This is a genomic window from Microbaculum marinisediminis (assembly GCF_025397915.1).
In the GTDB taxonomy this organism is placed as follows: domain Bacteria; phylum Pseudomonadota; class Alphaproteobacteria; order Rhizobiales; family Tepidamorphaceae; genus Microbaculum; species Microbaculum marinisediminis.
In genome coordinates this window covers 401,542-419,810 of the sequence record NZ_JALIDZ010000001.1, presented here as the reverse complement: position 1 = coordinate 419,810, position 18,269 = coordinate 401,542, and the positions used below count along the sequence as shown (strand labels likewise).

Sequence of the window (18,269 nt, the reverse complement as noted above, 5' to 3'; positions counted from 1 at the left end):
GATGGAAGAACGCGGGCTGACGAGAGGGCAATGAGCGCGGGGCAGAAAACGATCCATATCGTCGATGACGATCCGTCCGTCCGCGATGCGCTGTCGGTGGTGTTCACGCTCGAGGGCTATTCGGTCTGCGTCTTCTCGAACGCGGCCGATTTTCTCACCGCTGCCCGGGCGGGGACGCCCGACTGCGTGCTGCTCGACGTGCACATGCCCGGCAAGTCGGGAATGGACGTGCTGCACGAGTTGCAGTCCGCGAATTTCCCCGCCCCCGTGTTCATCATCAGCGGCCAGGGCGACATTCCGATGGCGGTCCGCGCCATCAAGCACGGCGCCTTCGACTTCATCGAAAAGCCGTTCGACGCCGATACGGTCGTGGTCCGGGTCGAGGAGGCGGTCGCCGCCGAACTGCGTCGCCCCGCCGGCAGCGACGCGGATACCGCCGCCATCGCCGATACCCTCACGCCGCGCGAACGCGACGTCCTGCGCGAGATCACGGCGGGCGCCACCAACAAGGAAGCCGGCCGCACCCTCGGCATCAGTCCGCGCACCATCGAGGTGCACCGCGCCCGCATCATGGAAAAGCTGGGCGCCCGCAACACGGCCGACCTGATGCGCATCGTGCTCGCCGGCCAGTAAGGGCCGGCCCCTGTGTTGCCAGCCTCAGCGAACGCTGGCCAACGACCCTGACAGCTATCCCGACAGCGATTTCCCGCCGGTTTGACCGGTATCAAAGCCAACACGCCCGTCCGCGACGAAAGTCCTCCCATGGTTTGCAGGGAGGATCGGTTGGCCTTCCACGTGATCGAGGACGATCCGGCGGTGGCTGATGCGCTTGTGCTCATGCTGAATGCGTTCGGGCACGAGGCGCATGCCTATGTCGATGCAGAGACGTTTCTGTCCGCGGCGCCGCCGCGCGCGGCGGATACCGTGGTCATCGACCTCGCTCTGCCGGGCATGAGCGGGGCCGATCTCGTGCGCCGTCTGCGCGCGAGCAATCCCGACACCAGGATCGTGGTGATCACCGGCCAGTCCCTGTCCCGGCTCGACAGCCAGCTCGAGGGGCTGGGCGTGACCCACCTGATCCGCAAGCCCGTCGAAGCCGACGCCATCCGCGACCTTCTCTGACTATCCGCTCCGACCGCGACCGGTCGGGCCGCGCCTTACGGGTAATCACGTAAGTAGCGGTCCGAATTGGCCGGTTCGGATCGATTTGCTACCCATGAACCGTCATCCGGAGAGACACCGGAGCGGAGGAGAAGGCCACCATGAACACCGTCGTCGACAGGTCTCTGCTGCAGGGCGCGACCCCGTTCGGCGGGTGCGGCGTTCTCGGCGCCGACGGCGTCGATGGCATGGACGACGTGCTCCGCACCGCATGCGTCTCCCGTTACGGCCAGCACGACACCATCTTCTTTGAGGGCGATCGGGCGGAGACGGTCTGCCAGCTCGTCGAGGGCGCGGTGATGCTCTACAAGCTGCTGCCCGACGGTCGCCGCCAGGTGGTCGAGCTGCTCGGCCCCGGCGACGTGTTCGGCTTCGCCCAGGGCGAGTTCCGCGACTCCTCCGCCGAGACCCTGACGGCCACCCGGGTCCGCTTCTACGACCGCCGCCACGCCGAGCGGTCCTGCTCCTTCCAGCGCGTCATCGCCCGCCAGATGCTGGTGCAGCTCGAGGCCATGCACGAGCATGCCGTGCTGCTCGGCCGCATGTCGGCGATGGAACGGGTGGCGCGCTTCCTGCTCAGGCTGGCGGTCCATGTCGCCGGCGAGGCGAGCGAGCCCGAGGTCGTCCGCCTGTCCATGACCCGGCAGGAGATTGCCGACTATCTCGGCCTCACCATCGAAACGGTTTCCCGGTCCTTCTCCGAGCTGCGCCGCCGCGGCGTGATCGTGCTCGAGAAGCAGGACCGCGTGCGTATCGCCAACCAGCGCGCAATGGAGGATCTGGCGATCGCCTGCTGACGAAATTCGCCGCGCTTTCGGGCCCGGCGTCCACGTCCTCTTGCCAACTGCGCCGAACCTCCGGGTCCGGCGCTTTCTTTTTGCAGGCGTGGAGAATGTCTTCCCTCGCTCATTCCCGCGCAAGCGGGAATCCGGGAGCTGTTTGGCGGAGCCGTGCCCTACGCAACCCGATTCCCGCTTTCGCGGGGACGAGCGGACGCACCATTGATCGGGGCGATGATCGGAAGAAAGCCTACACAGCCACCGAATGCCGCGCCGCGCCATGCGGCAGATAGGCGTCGAAGGCCGAGGCGACGAGGCGCACGAACATGTGCCTGTCGTCGGGCACGGCGATGCGGGCGCCATCCCTGACGGCGATGCCGTCGCCGATCAGCGGTTCAAGCGTGGCGTAGGCGTCGGCGAGCGTCTCGGCCCCCAGCCCGTGACGGGCGAAGACCGCCTCGGCGTCGACCGCGAAGTCGCACATCAGCCGCTCGATGATCTCGGCGCGGGCGCGGTCCTGAGCGCTCAGCACCTTGCCGCGCGCGATCGGCAGGCGGCCGGCCTCGATCGCCCGCCGCCAGCCGCCGACATCGGGCGCGTTCTGGACGTAGCCCTGCGGTAGCTTGCCGATCGAGGATGCGCCGAAGCCGATCAGCGCGTCGGCCGGATCGGTGGTGTAGCCCTGGAAGTTGCGCCGCAGCGTTCCCGTTCGCGCGGCGATGGCGAGCGGGTCGTCCGGCCGCGCGAAATGGTCGATGCCGACCGGCACGTAGCCATGCGCCACCAGGCGGGCGGCGGCGGCCTCGGCCTGCTCGATCCGCGCCACGGCGCCCGGCAGGGCGGCGGCATCGATCAGCCGCTGGTGCGTCTTCATCCACGGCACGTGCGCATAGCCGAACAGCGCGATCCGCGCCGGCGCCAGCGCCGCGGCCAGGTCTGCCGTGCGTTCCACTTCCCTCGCCGTCTGGTGCGGCAGGCCGTACATCAGGTCCATGTTGATGGCGCCGATGCCCGCGCGCGTCAGCGCCTCGACCACCTCGACGACGCGGCGGTGGCTCTGGACGCGGCCGATCGCCGCCTGGACCGTCGGGTTGAAGTCCTGCACCCCGAGGCTGGCGCGGTTGACGCCGGCCCGCGCCAGCGAGGCCACGAGTTCCGGCGTCACCGTGCGCGGGTCGAGTTCGATGGCATGCTCGGCATCGGCGGCGACGTCGAAGCGCGACCGCACCAGATCGGCAAGTGCCTGGAAATCGTTGGGATCGAGCAGGCTCGGCGTGCCGCCGCCCCAGTGCAGATGGACGAGCCGCCGCTGGCCATCGAGCCGGTCGGCGGCCAGCGCGATCTCGCGCTTCAACGTTTCGGCGTATTCCGCCACGGGCTCGGGCCGGCGCACCGCCTTGGTGTGGCAGCCGCAGTAGTGGCACATCGACCGGCAATAGGGCACGTGCAGGTAGACCGACACGCGGGCCTCGGCGGGCAGCGCCGCCAGCCAGTCGTCGTAGCCTTGCGCGTCGACCGGGTCGGTGAAGTGCGGCGCCGTCGGATACGAGGTGTAGCGCGGCACGTTGCGGGTGGCATAGTGGATCAGGTGCGGGTCCATGGCCGGATCTTCGCTCGCTTGGGCCGCCTATGTCCTTGATATGCCTCATGTTCGCGCGAACGGCATAGCGGCCATGTGCCGTCTAATATGGCGCGCCGCGCGGTTCGGTCCTATTGTGTAAAACCCTTACGTGTTCCGGCGCCGCGGCGGTGCGCCGGACGCGTCGATCGTCCTTCCGAACACGGAGTTCCCGGTGCCTGGGCTGCCTTCCCGGCAAGACCTGATACGTGACCTGCCGCGACTCGCCCTGACGCTTGCGCTCGCCGGCGCCGGCGGGACGCTGTTCGCGCTCGCCGGGCTGCCGGTGCCGTGGATCTCCGGTCCGATGATCGTCGTGGCGATCGCCGCGCTGTTCGAGGCGCCGGTGGATATTCCGCGCTGGCTGCGCGAGATCGTCTTCTTCTTTCTCGGCATCAACATCGGCTCGGCGGTGACGCCGGAAGCGCTCGCCGGCGTCGTCACGTGGCCGGCCTCGCTGCTGGTTCTGGTCATCGGCCTGCCCGTGCTGGTCGCCGGCTGTGCCCTGCCGCTGGTGCGCTGGCGCGGCTGGCGTCGCGACGACGCCCTGATGGCCAGCATGCCCGGCGCCCTGTCGTTGATCCTCGCCCTGGCCGACGCGACCGACGCCGACGTGCCGCGCATCGCGCTGGTGCAGGCGGTGCGCGTCGCCATCCTGGTCGCCCTGGTGCCGCCGATGATCAGCCTGACGTCGGGCGTCGACCTGACGGCCGCCCTGCCGCAGCACGCCATCCCCGGCGTCTCCGAGATCGCGCTGCTGGTCGTCGCCGGGCTGGCCGCGACGGCGCTGATCCGGCTGACGCGCTTTCCCGCCGCCGGGCTGATGGGGGCGCTGGTCGCCAGTGCCGCCCTGCACGCGACCGACGTGGTGACGGCGGTGATGCCCAACTGGCTGCTGATGAGCGCCTTCGCGGTGCTGGGCGCGGGGATCGGCGCGCGCTTCGCCGGCATGGGCTGGAGGCGCTTCCGCAGCGGCCTGTTCGACGCCGTGATGACGTTTGCCATCGGCTTCGCCATCTCGCTGGCGACCGCGATCGTGGCCACGGTCTGGCTGGGCTTCCCCTTCGGCCAGACCGTTCTCGCGTTCTCGCCCGGCGCCTTCGAGGCGATGGTCGTGCTCGCCTTCCTGCTCGGCATCGACGCCGCCTATGTCGGCGCCCATCACACCGTGCGCTTCGTCGCGCTGGTGCTGCTGGCGCCGGTGGTGTTCCGGCGCCGCCCCGGTAACAGTAACGGTAACGGTGACGGCAGCGGCGACGGCGCTGGCGGCCCTACAGCGTCTTGAACGTCTTCGCCAGGGCGTCCGCGCCCTTGGTGAGCAGGCCGACGTCCGAGCCGACGGCGACGAAGCCGTAGCCCCAGTCGATATAGCGCCGCGCCTCGTCGTGGTTGGAGGTCAGGATGCCGGCCGGCTTGCCGACGGCCTTCAGGCGGGTGACGGCGTGCTCGATCGCCGCCTGCACCTCCGGGTGCCCCATGTTGCCGAGGTGGCCCATCGAGGCGGACAGGTCGTTGGGGCCGATGAACACCCCGTCGACGCCCTCGACGGTGGCGATCTCGTCGATCTGCGCCAGCGCCTCGCCGGTCTCGATCTGCACCAGCACGCAGATTTCCGCGTTCGCCTTGTTGAGATAGCCCGAAACGCGGCCGTAGCGGCTCGCCCGCGCCGACCCGGCGGCGCCGCGAATGCCCTCGGGCGGATACTTGGCGGCCGCCACCGCCTGCCGCGCCTCCTCCGGCGTCTGCACGAAGGGCACCAGGATCGACTGCGCACCGGAGTCGAGCACGCGCTTGATCAGCACCGCGTCGTTCCAGGCCGGCCGCACGATCGGTGTCGCGCTGCCCGCCTGCGCGGCCTGCTGCAGCGCGACGATCTCGGCAATGTCGTTCGGCGCGTGCTCCATGTCGAACAGGATCCAGTCGAACCCGGAATCGGAGACGATCTCCGCCGCCGTGCTGCTGGACAGGCTCGACCACAGTCCGATCTGGCGCGTTCCCGCGGCAATGGCGTGCTTGAAGGCGTTTCGGTTCAGGTCCATCGGTTCCGTATCCTCGTTGTATGGAAGTGGCGGCGCTCGTCAGTCGGGCCCGTGGCCGGAAGTCTCAATGAGCGCAATTCGGGTTTGGGGCTCCGGGTTTCGGTCTTCGTCCCCGCTTTCGGGCGTGATCGCGAACAGGGTCCTCAGACGAACTGGATGGCGACGTCGCCGAGCGGGCCGAAATCGGCGTGCAGCGTGTCGCCCTTCTCCGCCCAGACCGGCCGGATGAAGGAGCCCGAAAGCATGATGTGGCCGGGTTCCAGCGTCACGTCGAAGGGGGCGAGCTTGTTGGCGAGCCAGGCGATGCCGAGCGCCGGATGGCCGAGCACCCCGGCGGCGATGCCGGTCTCCTCGATCTCCGCGTTGCGGTACATGATGCCGCCGACCCAGCGCAGGTCTACGTCCATCGGCCCGACCGGCTTGCCGCCGATGACGATGCCGGCCGCCGCCCCGTTGTCGGAGACGGTGTCGTAGATCTTGCGTGGGTTCTGCACCCGCGCGTCGATGATCTCGATCGAGGGAACGACGTATTCCGTGGCGCGCAGCACGTCGAGCAGGCCGACATTCGGGCCCTTCAGCGGCTTCGCCAGCACGAAGGCGAGTTCGAGTTCCACCCGCGGCACGCAGTAGTCGGCGTGCTTCACCTTGGCCCCGTCGGCGATCATCATGTCGTCGAACAGGTGGCCGTAGTCGGGCTCGTCGATCATCGAGGAGCGCTGCATCGCCTTGGAGGTCAGGCCGATCTTGTGGCCGATCAGCCGGGCGCCGGCCTTCATCCGCCGCGCCGCCACCTCGTTCTGGATCGCATAGGCGTCCTCGATGGTGATGTCGGGCCAGGTGGTCGACAACTGGACGACCGGCGTGCGGGTGCGCTCGGCCTCCTGCAGCAGGTCGGCGGCTTTCTGGCGGTCGGCGTCTGACAGCATGGCGTTCCCTCTCGATTATTGGTCTCGACTGCAGCGATGCGGGGTCAGGAGCAGCTTGCCTTCTTTTTCGTCATCCCGGAAGCGGCGCAGCCGCTATCCGGGATCGGGGAGCCACCGCACGTCTGGCGGCTCCCCGATCCCGGCTCTTCACTTTGTTTCGGCCGGGATGACGAAGAAAAGCCCGGTTCGAACCGGGCCTCACAGCTTGATGCAGACGTTCTTGAGCTCGGTATAGAACTCCAGCGAATAGGTGCCGCCCTCGCGGCCGATGCCGGACTGCTTGGCGCCGCCGAACGGCGTCCTCAGATCGCGCAGGAACCAGCTGTTGACCCAGACGATGCCCGCCTCGATCCGGCCCGCGACGCGATGGGCGCGGGTGAGATTGGTCGTCCACACGCTGGCCGCCAGCCCGTAGCCGGTGGCGTTGGCACGGGCGATCGCCTCGGCCTCGTCGTCGAACGGGGCGATATGGCAGCACGGCCCGAAGATCTCCTCGGTCACGGTCGCCGCGTCGTCGGGCAGGCCCGTCCAGATCGTCGGCTGGACCCACGTTCCCCCCGCCAGGCCGGCGGGCATGTCGGGAACGCCGCCGCCGGTGACGACGGTCGCGCCTTCCTCCACCGCCTTGCGGTAGTAGGACAGCACCTTGCCGCGGTGTTCCTCGCTGATCAGCGGGCCCATGCCGGTCTCGGGATCGTCCGGCGCGCCGAGCTTCATCGCTTCGGCACCCTTTTTCAGCGCGTCGACGAAGGCCTCGAAGATCGGCCGTTCCACGTAGACGCGCTCGGTGCCCAGACACACCTGGCCGCAATTGGCGAAGCAGGAGCGCAGCGTGCCCTCGATCGCCTTGTCGAAATCGCAGTCGGCGAAGACGAGGGCAGGGTTCTTGCCGCCCATCTCCAACGATACCGGCCGGGCTCCGTCGGCGGCCGCCTTCATGATCACCGCGCCGGTCCTGGTCTCGCCGGTGAAGGTGATGGCGTCGACGCCCGGATGTTTCGTCAGGAACTCGCCGGCCGAGTCCGGCCCGAAGCCGTGCACCACGTTGTAGACGCCCTTGGGGATGCCGACCGCGTTCATCACCTCGCCCAGCAGCGCCGCCGTCTGCGGGGTCTCTTCCGACGGCTTCACCACCACGGTGTTGCCGCAGGCCAGCGCAGGGCCGACCTTCCAGGTCATCAGCAGCAGCGGCAGGTTCCACGGGCAGATCGCCGCGACGACGCCGACCGGCGCGCGCACCGCGTAGTTGAGCGCGCCTTGCCCGTCCGGCGTCGGCGTCTCGAACACCTCGCCGGGCACGTTCTTCACCACGTCGGCGAAGATCTTGAAGTTCGCCGCCCCGCGCGGGATGTCGATATGGCTGGCCAGGCTCAAAGGCTTGCCGGTGTCGGCGACCTCGGCCTCGAGAAAATCGTCGAAGCGCCGGTTGATCTCGTCGGCGACGCCGTACAGCAGGTCGGTGCGCTCGGGAAGCGTCAGCGATGCCCACGGCCCGTGCAGCGCGGCGCGGGCGGCCTTCACCGCGGCATCCACCTCGTCGCGGCTGGCCTCGGCCACGCGGGCGATCAGCGCCCCGCTGACCGGCGAGCGCTTGTCGAAGAAGCGTCCGCTGGCGGAGACATAGGCGCCGTCGATGAAGTTGAGGACGTCCCTGACCGGCGTTTCTATGGACGGTATTTCGGCGGTGGGGACGGAACTAGCGACCTTCTGCATCGGCTTGTACTTCCCGCTTGGCGATATTGGCGAGCATTTCGGCGCCGCGATTGGCCGCCGGCAGCCCCCGGAACAGGAAGCACAGGCTGATCACCGCCTGCATTTCCTCCCAGGTCGCCCCCGCGCGCCGCGCGGCAATCCCGTGTAGCGCGGCGGCATCGCTCATGTCCATCAGCAGCATGCCGAACAGCATGAGCTGCGCCGTCTTCACGTCGAAGCATGTCGGATACATCGCGTGTTCGCGCATCCGCTCCTGCAGGTCGACGATCTCAGGGTCGATGGCGCCGGTGACGGTGAGGCGCGCCTCGATGCGCGGCGGCAGGAAGCCGATCAGGTCCTCGTATATCCTGCCCCGCTCCTCGGCGGTTGCTTTCGTGTCGGCATAGGGGCCCATGCGCTGGCGCACGGCGTCCTTGTCTATGCGGGGAGGGATCATCCGGCCTTGCTCCGTCTGTTAAGTGTCGTGCCTGCTGTAAGCGCAGTGCCCGGAAAGTGCAGTGGCCTGAGACCGGGCTCTCAGAAGAAAACGGGGAACGACTTGGAATCCGCCACCGGCTCCCCCGACTCCTCGGCCTCGCCCGGCACGTCCGGAGTGGCGTACTGGATGAAGCTGTCGGGCAGGCTGCCGCCCCAGTAGACGCCGGTGCCGCGCTCCTCCTCGTTCCAGGTCACCGGCTCCCAGTCCGGCGCGAACACCAGGTAGCTGCCCGAGTAGATCTCCACCCGGTTGCCGCCCGGCTCGTAGGTGTAGAGGTAGAAGCCCTGCGAGTTGTTGTGCTTGGCCGGTCCCGCCTCGATGAACACGCCGTTCTCGGAAAGGATGTCGGCGGCGCGCAGCACGTCCTCGCGATTGTCGACCCACAGCGAGAAGTGGTGCAGGCGGCCGTGCGCGCCCTTCACGTCGACGACGTAGGCGAGCTGGTGGTGCACCGGGGAGGGGCTCATCCACGAGCCGATCTCGGTCGCGCCCTTGTTGAAGCGCACCTGCTCGCGCAGCTGGAAGCCAAGGACCTTTTGCGCGAACGTGCGGTTCGCCTCGACGTCCTTGGCCAGCAGCGCCAGGTGGTCGATGCGGCGCACCCCGACCCCGCGGCCGGAATACTTCTGCGGCAGGTTCTTCAGCGACGACTTGAGGTGGTCGGGCGCTTCGTAGTGCTGCTCCTCGAAATAGACCTCCATCGTGTGGCCGTCGGGATCGTGGAAGCGGTAGGAGCGGCCGCGGCCGAAATCGCCGTTGGTCCAGCCGATGCCCAGGCCCAGCGCCTCGATCTCGGCGGCCCGCCGCTCCAGCGCCGGCTCGCTGGTCGCCCGCCACGAGATGACGCCGGGCCCGGCCCGGTCGGCGGCGGTCAGCTTCAGCGTGCTGGCGGCATAGTCGCCGTAGCCGCGCAGGTAGACGGAGTTGCCCGTCGTGTGCACCGTCTCCATGCCGAGGATGTCGCGGAAGTACCAGAGGCTGTCCTCGGGCTTCGGCGTGAACAGCTCGACGCTGCCCAGATGGGCGATGTCGTGGATCGGCTCCCCGGCGCTCAACTTTTTGTCGCTCATGCCCGTGTCGCTCATGCCCGTGTCGCTCATGCCCCTGGCGCTCATGCCCCTGTCACTCATGGCGGTCCTCCCGAACGGATGCGCGGTGGCCGGCTTTCGCGCCCACGCGGCCGCGGGCCGGCGTTTTCGGGAAATTAGTTTGGTCGACAAATCGATAGCACGCTTTGATCTTGCGCAAGCCCGCGCGACGGGGCGCTCGGCGGCCGGAAGCCGAGGCCGGCGCGGGATTTTTGCGGGCCAAGCGCGTCCGCTGCGGCTAGACTGGCGCCGGGATCGTCCGATTCGGGGGGCGCGACGTACAGGCGCCGGATCAGGGCGTCCGCCGCGACCCGGTGCCGCAAGCGGTCATACGCGATTTACCGAATGGGAATCGCCGCGTACGGTCCGGTATCTTCGCAGGACGCCTTGATGCGGGTTGTGGTCCGCGTTGACGCATGTCAATGCGTTTGCAGTCCCGGAAATGTTGGTAGCATGGACGATCCCGGCGGGTGCGAACCCACGGGGATTGAGAACGAGAGACGGAATCGGAACGGATCCCGATATGGCACGGTCAATGACGGCGAAAACATTTAGGCTGGACGAGGGAAGCGTCATCGCCCTGCTCGTCCTGAGTGTTCTGGCAAGCCTGCTGATCGCGGCGAGGACGCAGGACGCGGCCATGGAGTTCCATGCCTGGCTCGGGCTCGCGGCCGGAGTGATCGGCATCTTCGCGATCCTCAACGCCTATTTTAAGCGGGAATCCGACATTCCCGAGGAGATCGACGGCAAGCCGAACTACCAGATGGGGCCGGTCAAGGTCGCGACCGTCCTGTCGGTGATCTGGGGCGTCGCCGGGTTCCTGGTCGGTCTCATCATCGCGCTCCAGCTCGCCTGGCCGGCGTTCAACTTCGACCTGCCCTGGATCAGCTTCGGGCGCCTGCGGCCGCTGCACACCTCGGCGGTGATCTTCGCCTTCGGCGGCAACGTGCTGATCGCTTCGTCCATGTACGTGGTCCAGCGCACCTCGCGCGCCCGCATGGCCGGCGGCATGTGGCCGTGGTTCGTCGTCTGGGGCTACAACTTCTTCATCGTCATCGCCGGCACCGGCTACCTGCTGGGCGTCACCCAGTCCAAGGAATACGCCGAGCCGGAATGGTACGCCGACCTGTGGCTGACCATCGTCTGGGTCGTCTACCTGCTGGTCTTCCTGGGCACGCTGTGGAAGCGCAAGGAATCGCACATCTACGTGGCGAACTGGTTCTACCTTGCCTTCATCATCACCATCGCGATGCTGCACGTGGTCAACAACGCCACGGTTCCCGTCTCCTTCGCCGAGCCCAAGTCCTACATCGTCTGGTCCGGCGTCCAGGACGCGATGACCCAGTGGTGGTACGGCCATAACGCCGTCGGCTTCTTCCTCACCGCCGGCTTCCTGGCGATCATGTACTACTTCGTGCCGAAGCGGGCCGAGCGGCCGGTCTATTCCTACCGCCTCTCGATCATCCACTTCTGGTCGCTGATCTTCCTGTACATCTGGGCCGGTCCCCATCACCTGCACTACACGGCGGTGCCGCAGTGGGCGCAGACGCTGGGCATGACCTTCTCGATCATGCTGTGGATGCCGTCCTGGGGCGGCATGATCAACGGCCTGATGACGCTGTCGGGCGCCTGGGACAAGCTGCGCACCGATCCGGTGCTGCGCATGCTGGTCGTCTCGGTGGCCTTCTACGGCATGTCGACCTTCGAGGGCCCGCTGATGTCGGTCCGCGCGGTCAACAGCCTCAGCCACTACACCGACTGGACCATCGGCCACGTGCATTCCGGCGCGCTCGGCTGGGTCGGCTTCGTCTCCTTCGGCGCCATCTACTGCCTGGTGCCGTGGCTGTGGAACCGCAAGGGCCTGTACTCGCTCAAGCTGGTCAACTGGCACTTCTGGATCGCCACCATCGGCATCGTCCTCTACATCACCTCGATGTGGGTGTCGGGCATCATGCAGGGCCTGATGTGGCGCGCCTACACGGATCTCGGCTTCCTCGAGTACTCGTTCATCGAGACCGTGGCGGCGATGCATCCCTTCTACGTCATCCGCGCGCTCGGCGGCCTGCTGTTCGTCATCGGCTCGCTGATCATGGCCTACAACCTCTGGATGACGGTGCGCTACGGCGAGCCGGCCGAAGAAACGGCCGGTCAGCCCGCCGCAGTGCAGCCGGCCGAGTGAGGGGGATCGGGAAATGTTGAACAGACACGCTATTTTCGAGAAGAACTCGATCATCCTCACCGTTGGCATCCTCATCGTGGTTGCCATCGGCGGCCTCGTCGAGCTCGTGCCGAACTTCTACCTGAAGTCGACCGTCGAGAAGGTCGAGGGCATGCGGCCCTACACGCCGCTGGAGCTGGCCGGGCGCAACATCTACATCCGCGAGGGCTGCTATCTCTGCCACAGCCAGATGATCCGCACCCTGCGCGACGAGGTGGAGCGCTACGGCCATTACTCGCTGGCGGCCGAGTCGATGTACGACCACCCCTTCCAGTGGGGCTCCAAGCGGACCGGCCCGGATCTCGCCCGGGTCGGGGGCAAGTACTCGGACGCCTGGCACTACGACCACATGATGGATCCGCGGTCGGTCGTGCCGGAGTCGATCATGCCGAGCTATCGCTGGCTGGCCACGAACGAGCTCAGGCTTTCCGACATCGCCGCGGACCTGAAGGCCAACGCGGTCGTCGGCGTGCCCTATAGCGCCGAGATGATCGAGAGCGCCCGGGCCGACCTGCTGGCTCAGGCCGATCCCGACGCCGACACCGACGGCCTGCTGGAGCGCTATCCCGGCGCCCAGGTTCGCGCCTTCGACGGCGATCCGCGCCGGTTGACCGAGATGGATGCCATCATCGCTTATCTGCAGATGCTCGGCACCTTGGTCGACTTTTCCACCTACGACGATCAGGCCGACATCAATCTGAGGTAGGGCTATGTACGAACGGCTCGCGCACTTCGCCCAAACCTGGGGTCTCCTCTACTTCGTGATCCTGTTCCTCATCGTGCTCGTCTACGCGCTCTGGCCCCGCAACAAAGAGCGCTTCGACGAAGCCTCCAAGATCCCGCTCCGGGAGGACTGATTCCATGGTTAAGAAGGAAATCGACGAAATCACGGGCACGGAGACCACCGGTCACGAGTGGGACGGCCTCAAGGAGCTGAACACGCCATTGCCGCGCTGGTGGCTGTGGACCTTCTACGCCAGCATCGTCTGGGCGGTGTTCTACTGGGTGATGATGCCGTCCTGGCCGCTCATCAACGATTATGCCCGCGGCATCCGCGGCCATTCCCAGCGCGCCATCGTCATGCAGGAGGTCGCTGCGCTGCAGGACTTGCGTGGCGAGACTGGCCAGGCGCTCACCGACGCGTCCCTTCAGGACATCCAGTCGACGCCGAACCTGCTCGAGTTCGCCATGGCGAACGGCAAGGCGGCCTTCGGCGACAACTGCGCGCCGTGCCACGGCTCGGGCGGCGGCGGCGCCATCGGCTATCCCAACCTCAACGACGACGACTGGCTCTGGGGCGGTACCCTCGACGATATCCATCAGACGCTGCTCTACGGCATCCGGACGGATAACGACGACGCACGGATCGGCGACATGCCGGCCTTTGGCCGCGACGAGATTCTCGATGCCGACCAGGTGCGCGACGTGGCCAGCTACGTCGCCTCCCTGTCCGGCCTGGAGACCGACCCCGCGGCCGATCTCGCCAATGGCGAGACCGTGTATGTCGACAACTGCGCCGTCTGCCACGGCGACGACGGCAAGGGCATGGCCGAGGTCGGTGCGCCGAACCTCGCCGACAACATCTGGCTGTACGGTGGCGATCTGAATGCGATCGTCCACCGCATCCAGATCGGCGGCGGCGGCGTCATGCCGGCGTGGGTCGACAGGCTCGATCCGGTGACGCTGAAGTCGCTTGCCGTGTACGTGCACAGCTTGGGCGGCGGCGAATAGCCGCGCCCCGCGCGACCAAGTGTCTGCTTGTCCGGGGAGCTTGCGGACGCCAACTTCCAGCCGCCGAACGCGAGAGGCGGTAGAGGAGTAGTAGACGATGCGTGTTGATACGGGTGGAGGCAGCGGCGGTACCCCGACGTCGCTCTATGCCCCCCGCAAGAAGGTCTATCCGCAGAAGGTCGAGGGCACGTTCCGTTCCATAAAATGGGCGGTGATGGTGCTCACGCTCGGGGTCTACTATTTCACCCCCTTCATTCGCTGGGACCGTGGCCCCAACGCGCCCGATCAGGCCGTCCTGATCGATTTCCCGGGGCGTCGCTTCTACTTCTTCTTCATCGAGATCTGGCCGCAGGAGGTCTACTACATCACCGGCCTGCTGATCCTGGCCTCGATGGTCCTGTTCCTGATGAACGCGGTCGCAGGGCGGCTCTGGTGCGGCTATCTGTGCCCGCAGACGGTCTGGACCGATCTGTTCTATGCCGTCGAGCGCCTGATCGAGGGCGATCGCCGCGACCGCATGAAGGCCGACAAGGGCGGCTGGACGCCGACCCTGGTCATGGAGAAGGTCTCCAAGCACGCCTTGTGGCTCCTGATCGCCTGGTGGACCGGCGGCGCCTGGGTGCTCTATTTCGCCGACGCGCCGACGCTGGTGCGCGAGCTCGCGACCTTCCAGGCCTCGCCGATGGCCTATCTGTGGATCGGCATCCTCACCTTCACCACCTACCTGCTGGCCGGTTTCGCGCGGGAGCAGGTCTGCGTCTACATGTGTCCGTGGCCGCGCATTCAGGCCGCGCTGACCGACGAATGGGCGCTGAACGTCACCTACAAATACGACCGCGGCGAGCCGCGCATGTCGGTCAAGCAGGCCGAGAAGGCCGTCGCCGCCGGCGAGCCGGCCGGCGATTGCGTCGATTGTTACCAGTGCGTCGCCGTCTGCCCCACCGGCATCGACATCCGCGACGGCCTGCAGCTCGAATGCATCCAGTGCGGCCTGTGCATCGACGCCTGCAACACCGTGATGGACAAGATCGGTCGCCCGCGCGGCCTGATCGGCTACGATACCGACATCAACCTTCAACGCCGCGAGGAAGGCAAGGGGCCGATTTACCGGTTCTTCCGGGCGCGGACGGTCATCTACGTGGCGATCATCGCCGCGGTCGCCGGCATCATGGCCTATACCCTGGCCACCCGCAGCACCCTCGGCATCAGCGTCCTGCACGACCGCAATCCGGTGTTCGTCCAGCTCTCGGAGGGCGGCATCCGCAACGGCTACACGGTCCGCATCCTCAACAAGTACCTGGAGCCGACCGATTACGTCCTGTCGCTGGAGGGCTTGCCCGGCGCCACCATCGAGGCCGTCGGAACCGAGAAGCATCAGGACGGCTGGCCGGTGATCACGGTCGAACCCGACAAGTCGCGGGAGGTTCGCGTCCTGGTCAACTCCAGGCCCGGCGAGACGCTGGCCGAATCGACGCCGATCACCTTCTGGGTCACCAATCCGGCGACCGGCGAAAGCGAGGCCATGAGTGACTTCTTCCGGGCGCCGAAATAGGATCGGGAAGACAGGTCGGGTATGATATGACGACGGTCGAGAACATGAGCAAGGACGGTGGTTTCCGCGTTACCGGGCGGTTGGTGTTGTTCAGCCTCATCGGCTTCTTCGGGCTGATCACGGTCGCCAACATCATCATGATCTGGCTGGCCGTTTCGACCAATACCGGCGTCGTCGAAGCCTCCTCCTACCGCGCCGGCAACGCCTATCAGGCCGAACTCGACGCCGCCCAGGCCCAGGCCGAGCGCAACTGGGCGGTCAGCGCCGATGTCGCGCGGACGGCGGACGGCGTGGCGTTCGACATAAGCGTTCGCGATGGCGACGGCGCCCCGGTCGGCGGCCTCGAGGTCTCGGCGACGCTGGCAAGCCACGTCAGCCAGGCAGACGACCGCCGCGTAACGCTGGCGGAGGGCGAGATCGGCCGCTACCGCGGCGCCGCCGAAGCGGTCGTCTCGGGCAACTGGCTGCTGATCATCGACGCCATGCGCGGCGACGATCGGCTCTACCGCTCCGAGAACCGGGTGATGTTGAAATAGGCGCCGCGGCGAGGGTTTCGCCAGGGGACAGGCCATGGGTTACCACGATCGCGATCTGAAGAGTTTCGTTACCGCTGTCGGTGACGGCATCGAGCACATGGACCTCGCCGTCGAGGGCGTGCGCTGTGCCGGCTGCATGGCCAAGATCGAGAAGGGGCTCGGCACCGTGCCCGGCATCACCCGGGCGCGGCTCAACTTCACCAACCGCCGCCTCGCCGTCGAGTGGCGCGCCGGCGCACTCGCCCCTGCCGACGTCGTCGAGAAGCTGGCCGCGCTCGGCTACCGGGCTCATCCGTTCGATCCCGCCGCCGCCGCCGGCGCCGAGGCCGCCGAATCCCGGCGTCTGATGAAATGCATGGCCGTCGCCGGCTTCGCGGCGATGAACGTCATGCTGCTGTCGGTTTCGGTGTGGTCGGGCAACGTCACCGACATCACGCCGGAGATCCGGGACCTGTTCCACTGGCTCTCCGCGCTGATCGCCATTCCCGCCGTCGCCTATGCCGGACGGCCGTTCTTCGAATCCGCCATCGGCGCGCTGATGAAGCGCACCGTCAACATGGACGTGCCGATCACGCTGGGCGTTCTGCTGGCGGTCGGCATGTCGGTGGTCGAGACCTTCAACGGCGGCCGTCACGCCTATTTCGACGCCGCCGTCATGCTGCTGTTCTTCCTGCTGGTCGGCCGCTTCCTCGACATGAACATGCGCCGCCGCACCCGCGCCCAGGCCGAGAACCTGGCCGCGCTGAAGGGCGAGACGGCGACCAAGGTCCTGCCCGACGGCTCCACCCGCGTCGTTCCGGTCTCCGCCATCGATCCGGGCGACCGCGTGCTGGTGGCCGCCGGCGAGCGGCTGTCCGTCGACGGCGTCATCGAGACCGGCTCGACCGAGATCGACAACAGCCTCGTCACCGGCGAGACCGCCTATGCCGCCGCCGGACCCGGCGACCGCGTCTATGCCGGCACCCTCAACATGACCGGCGCCCTGACCGTGCAGGTCACCGCCGCCGCCAAGGGCACCCTGCTGGACGAGGTCAACACGCTGCTCGATGCGGCCCAGACGGCGCGCTCCACGCGCCTGGCGCTCGCCGACAAGGCGGCCGGCTACTACGCCCCGCTGGTCCATTCCGCCGCCGCGCTGACCTTCGTCGGCTGGATGATCGCGGGCAGCGGCTGGCAGGAGGCGCTGATGACGGCGATCGCCGTCCTGATCATCACCTGCCCGTGCGCGCTCGGCCTCGCCGTGCCGGCGGTCCAGGTCGTCGCCAGCGGCCTCTTGTTCCGTTCCGGCGTCCTGCTCAACGCCGGCGATGCCGTCGAGCGCTTCGCCGAGGCCGATACCGTCGTCTTCGACAAGACCGGCACGCTGACGAGCCCGGAGCCGACCCTTGTCGACCCCGCGGCGACTCCGCAGGCGCGTTTGGGTCGGGCCGGTCGGCTCGCCCTGTCGAGCCGCCATCCGCTCTCCGCGGCCCTGAAATCCTATGCGACGAGCCCCGTTCCGGACGCCACCGAGGAGCCCGGTCAGGGCGTCCGTGCCGAGATCGACGGCGTCGCGTGCCGGCTCGGAAGCGCCGCATTCTGCGGTGTTTCCGCCGAGAAGGCCGCCGAAACGGCCGAAAGCGGCGCGCATTCGCTGGTCTGGTACCGTGAGGGCGAGGCGGATGCCATACCGATCGCCGTTGCCCAGGGCCTGCGCCCGGACGCCGCCGACGTGATCGCCAGGCTCAAGGACCGTGGCATCACGGTGATGATCCTGTCCGGCGACCGCGCCGCCGCAGTCGACGCCGCAGCCGACGCCCTCGGCGTCGCCGATCGCCACGCCGGACTGAAGCCCGCCGACAAGATCGCGATCCTGGAAGAGCTGAAAGATCAAGGCCATAAGGTGCTCATGGTCGGCGATGGCCTCAACGACGCGCCGGCGCTTGCCGCCGCCCACGTGTCGATGTCGCCGGTCACCGCCGTCCATCTGTCGCAAGCCGCCGCCGACGCGGTTTTCCTCGGCGACAAGCTTGGTCCGGTCGTCACGGCGATTGATATTTCCCGCCGCGCCCGCCGCGCCATGGACCAGAACCTGTGGTTCGCCGCGTTCTACAACGTCTGCGCGGTGCCGATCGCGGTGCTCGGCTTCGTCACGCCGCTGGTGGCGGCGCTTGCCATGTCGTCGTCCTCGGTGGTCGTGACGCTCAATGCGCTCCGGGTCCGCCTGATCGCGCGCAAGCTGGAGGGCGCGTCCTGATGGACGTCCTCTTCATCCTCATTCCCGTGGCTTTGGGGTTGGGTCTGCTCGGCCTTGCCGCCTTCCTGTGGGCGATGAAGTCCGATCAGTTCGAGGACCTGGACGGCGCCGCCTGGCGCGCCATCATGGATGACGATCTGCCGCCCGACGACGAGCGCGACAGCCGATCCGCCTGATCGCGGCGAGATCGGATA

General features: G+C 67.6%; 18 protein-coding genes. 12 read left to right on the top strand and 6 right to left on the bottom strand.

The genetic code is table 11. The features are described 5' to 3' along the window. The first annotated feature begins 30 nt into the window (after positions 1–30). The 3 genes from MUB46_RS02175 (at position 31) to MUB46_RS02165 (ending at position 1,958) form a co-directional block, all read left to right on the top strand. A complete protein-coding gene (locus MUB46_RS02175; RefSeq protein WP_261614221.1) occupies positions 31–633 on the top strand; it encodes a response regulator transcription factor in 603 nt (200 codons plus the stop codon). Positions 634–783: 150 nt separating this feature from the next. Further along, entirely contained in the window at positions 784–1,122 is a 339-nt protein-coding gene (locus MUB46_RS02170; RefSeq protein ID WP_261614220.1) for a response regulator, read from the top strand. A 140-nt stretch (positions 1,123–1,262) separates the two neighbouring features. Continuing rightward, entirely contained in the window at positions 1,263–1,958 is a 696-nt protein-coding gene (locus tag MUB46_RS02165) for a helix-turn-helix domain-containing protein (RefSeq protein WP_261614219.1), read from the top strand. 232 nt (positions 1,959–2,190) lie between these two features. Here the strand turns inward: MUB46_RS02165 and hemN are convergent, their stop codons facing one another. After that, the gene (hemN, locus tag MUB46_RS02160; RefSeq protein WP_261614218.1) at positions 2,191–3,540 is read right to left on the bottom strand and encodes an oxygen-independent coproporphyrinogen III oxidase; all 1,350 of its coding nucleotides are present in this window, start codon (positions 3,538–3,540) and stop codon (positions 2,191–2,193) included. A 193-nt stretch (positions 3,541–3,733) separates the two neighbouring features. Between hemN and MUB46_RS02155 the strand changes: the two genes are divergently transcribed. Continuing rightward, on the top strand, positions 3,734–4,843 hold the full coding sequence (locus MUB46_RS02155) for an AbrB family transcriptional regulator (protein WP_261614217.1): 1,110 nt from the start codon (positions 3,734–3,736) through the stop codon (positions 4,841–4,843). On the opposite strand, the gene MUB46_RS02150 is transcribed toward MUB46_RS02155, so the two are convergent. The 5 genes from MUB46_RS02150 to MUB46_RS02130 form a co-directional block, all read right to left on the bottom strand. Next, positions 4,830–5,597 (bottom strand): HpcH/HpaI aldolase family protein, encoded by a 768-nt coding sequence (locus MUB46_RS02150; protein WP_261614216.1) that lies wholly within the window; start codon positions 5,595–5,597, stop codon positions 4,830–4,832. The genes MUB46_RS02155 and MUB46_RS02150 overlap by 14 nt on opposite strands. 143 nt (positions 5,598–5,740) lie before the next feature. Further along, complete coding sequence (gene hpaH, locus MUB46_RS02145) at positions 5,741–6,523, bottom strand: 2-oxo-hept-4-ene-1,7-dioate hydratase (protein WP_261614215.1); 783 nt, start codon at positions 6,521–6,523, stop codon at positions 5,741–5,743. Between the two features lie 198 nt (positions 6,524–6,721). Next, positions 6,722–8,236, bottom strand: coding sequence for a 2-hydroxymuconic semialdehyde dehydrogenase (locus MUB46_RS02140; protein ID WP_261614214.1), 1,515 nt, complete (start codon positions 8,234–8,236; stop codon positions 6,722–6,724). Further along, a complete protein-coding gene (locus MUB46_RS02135) occupies positions 8,220–8,672 on the bottom strand; it encodes a carboxymuconolactone decarboxylase family protein (protein WP_261614213.1) in 453 nt (150 codons plus the stop codon). Before MUB46_RS02135 ends, MUB46_RS02140 begins: the two co-directional genes overlap by 17 nt. Positions 8,673–8,752: 80 nt before the next feature. Next, complete coding sequence (locus MUB46_RS02130; protein ID WP_261614212.1) at positions 8,753–9,844, bottom strand: VOC family protein; 1,092 nt, start codon at positions 9,842–9,844, stop codon at positions 8,753–8,755. A gap of 481 nt (positions 9,845–10,325) precedes the next feature. On the opposite strand from MUB46_RS02130, the gene ccoN reads away from it, so the two are divergent. From ccoN to ccoS, 8 genes are all read left to right on the top strand, one after another. Beyond that, positions 10,326–11,981, top strand: coding sequence for a cytochrome-c oxidase, cbb3-type subunit I (ccoN, locus tag MUB46_RS02125; protein WP_425256208.1), 1,656 nt, complete (start codon positions 10,326–10,328; stop codon positions 11,979–11,981). 13 nt (positions 11,982–11,994) lie between these two features. Then, positions 11,995–12,726, top strand: coding sequence for a cytochrome-c oxidase, cbb3-type subunit II (gene ccoO / locus MUB46_RS02120; protein ID WP_261614210.1), 732 nt, complete (start codon positions 11,995–11,997; stop codon positions 12,724–12,726). 4 nt (positions 12,727–12,730) lie between these two features. Further along, positions 12,731–12,877 carry a cbb3-type cytochrome c oxidase subunit 3 gene (locus tag MUB46_RS02115; RefSeq protein WP_261614209.1) on the top strand — a complete coding sequence of 49 codons (147 nt, stop codon included), beginning with the start codon at positions 12,731–12,733 and terminating at the stop codon, positions 12,875–12,877. 4 nt (positions 12,878–12,881) lie between these two features. After that, on the top strand, positions 12,882–13,751 hold the full coding sequence (gene ccoP / locus MUB46_RS02110) for a cytochrome-c oxidase, cbb3-type subunit III (protein ID WP_261614208.1): 870 nt from the start codon (positions 12,882–12,884) through the stop codon (positions 13,749–13,751). Positions 13,752–13,848: 97 nt separating this feature from the next. Continuing rightward, positions 13,849–15,303 carry a cytochrome c oxidase accessory protein CcoG gene (ccoG, locus tag MUB46_RS02105; RefSeq protein WP_261614207.1) on the top strand — a complete coding sequence of 485 codons (1,455 nt, stop codon included), beginning with the start codon at positions 13,849–13,851 and terminating at the stop codon, positions 15,301–15,303. Between the two features lie 26 nt (positions 15,304–15,329). Then, entirely contained in the window at positions 15,330–15,839 is a 510-nt protein-coding gene (locus tag MUB46_RS02100; protein ID WP_261614206.1) for a FixH family protein, read from the top strand. Positions 15,840–15,873: 34 nt separating this feature from the next. Further along, entirely contained in the window at positions 15,874–18,075 is a 2,202-nt protein-coding gene (locus MUB46_RS02095; protein ID WP_261614205.1) for a heavy metal translocating P-type ATPase, read from the top strand. Continuing rightward, positions 18,075–18,251 carry a cbb3-type cytochrome oxidase assembly protein CcoS gene (ccoS, locus tag MUB46_RS02090; RefSeq protein WP_261614204.1) on the top strand — a complete coding sequence of 59 codons (177 nt, stop codon included), beginning with the start codon at positions 18,075–18,077 and terminating at the stop codon, positions 18,249–18,251. The genes MUB46_RS02095 and ccoS overlap by 1 nt, the downstream gene beginning before the upstream one ends. The last annotated feature ends 18 nt before the right edge of the window (positions 18,252–18,269 follow it).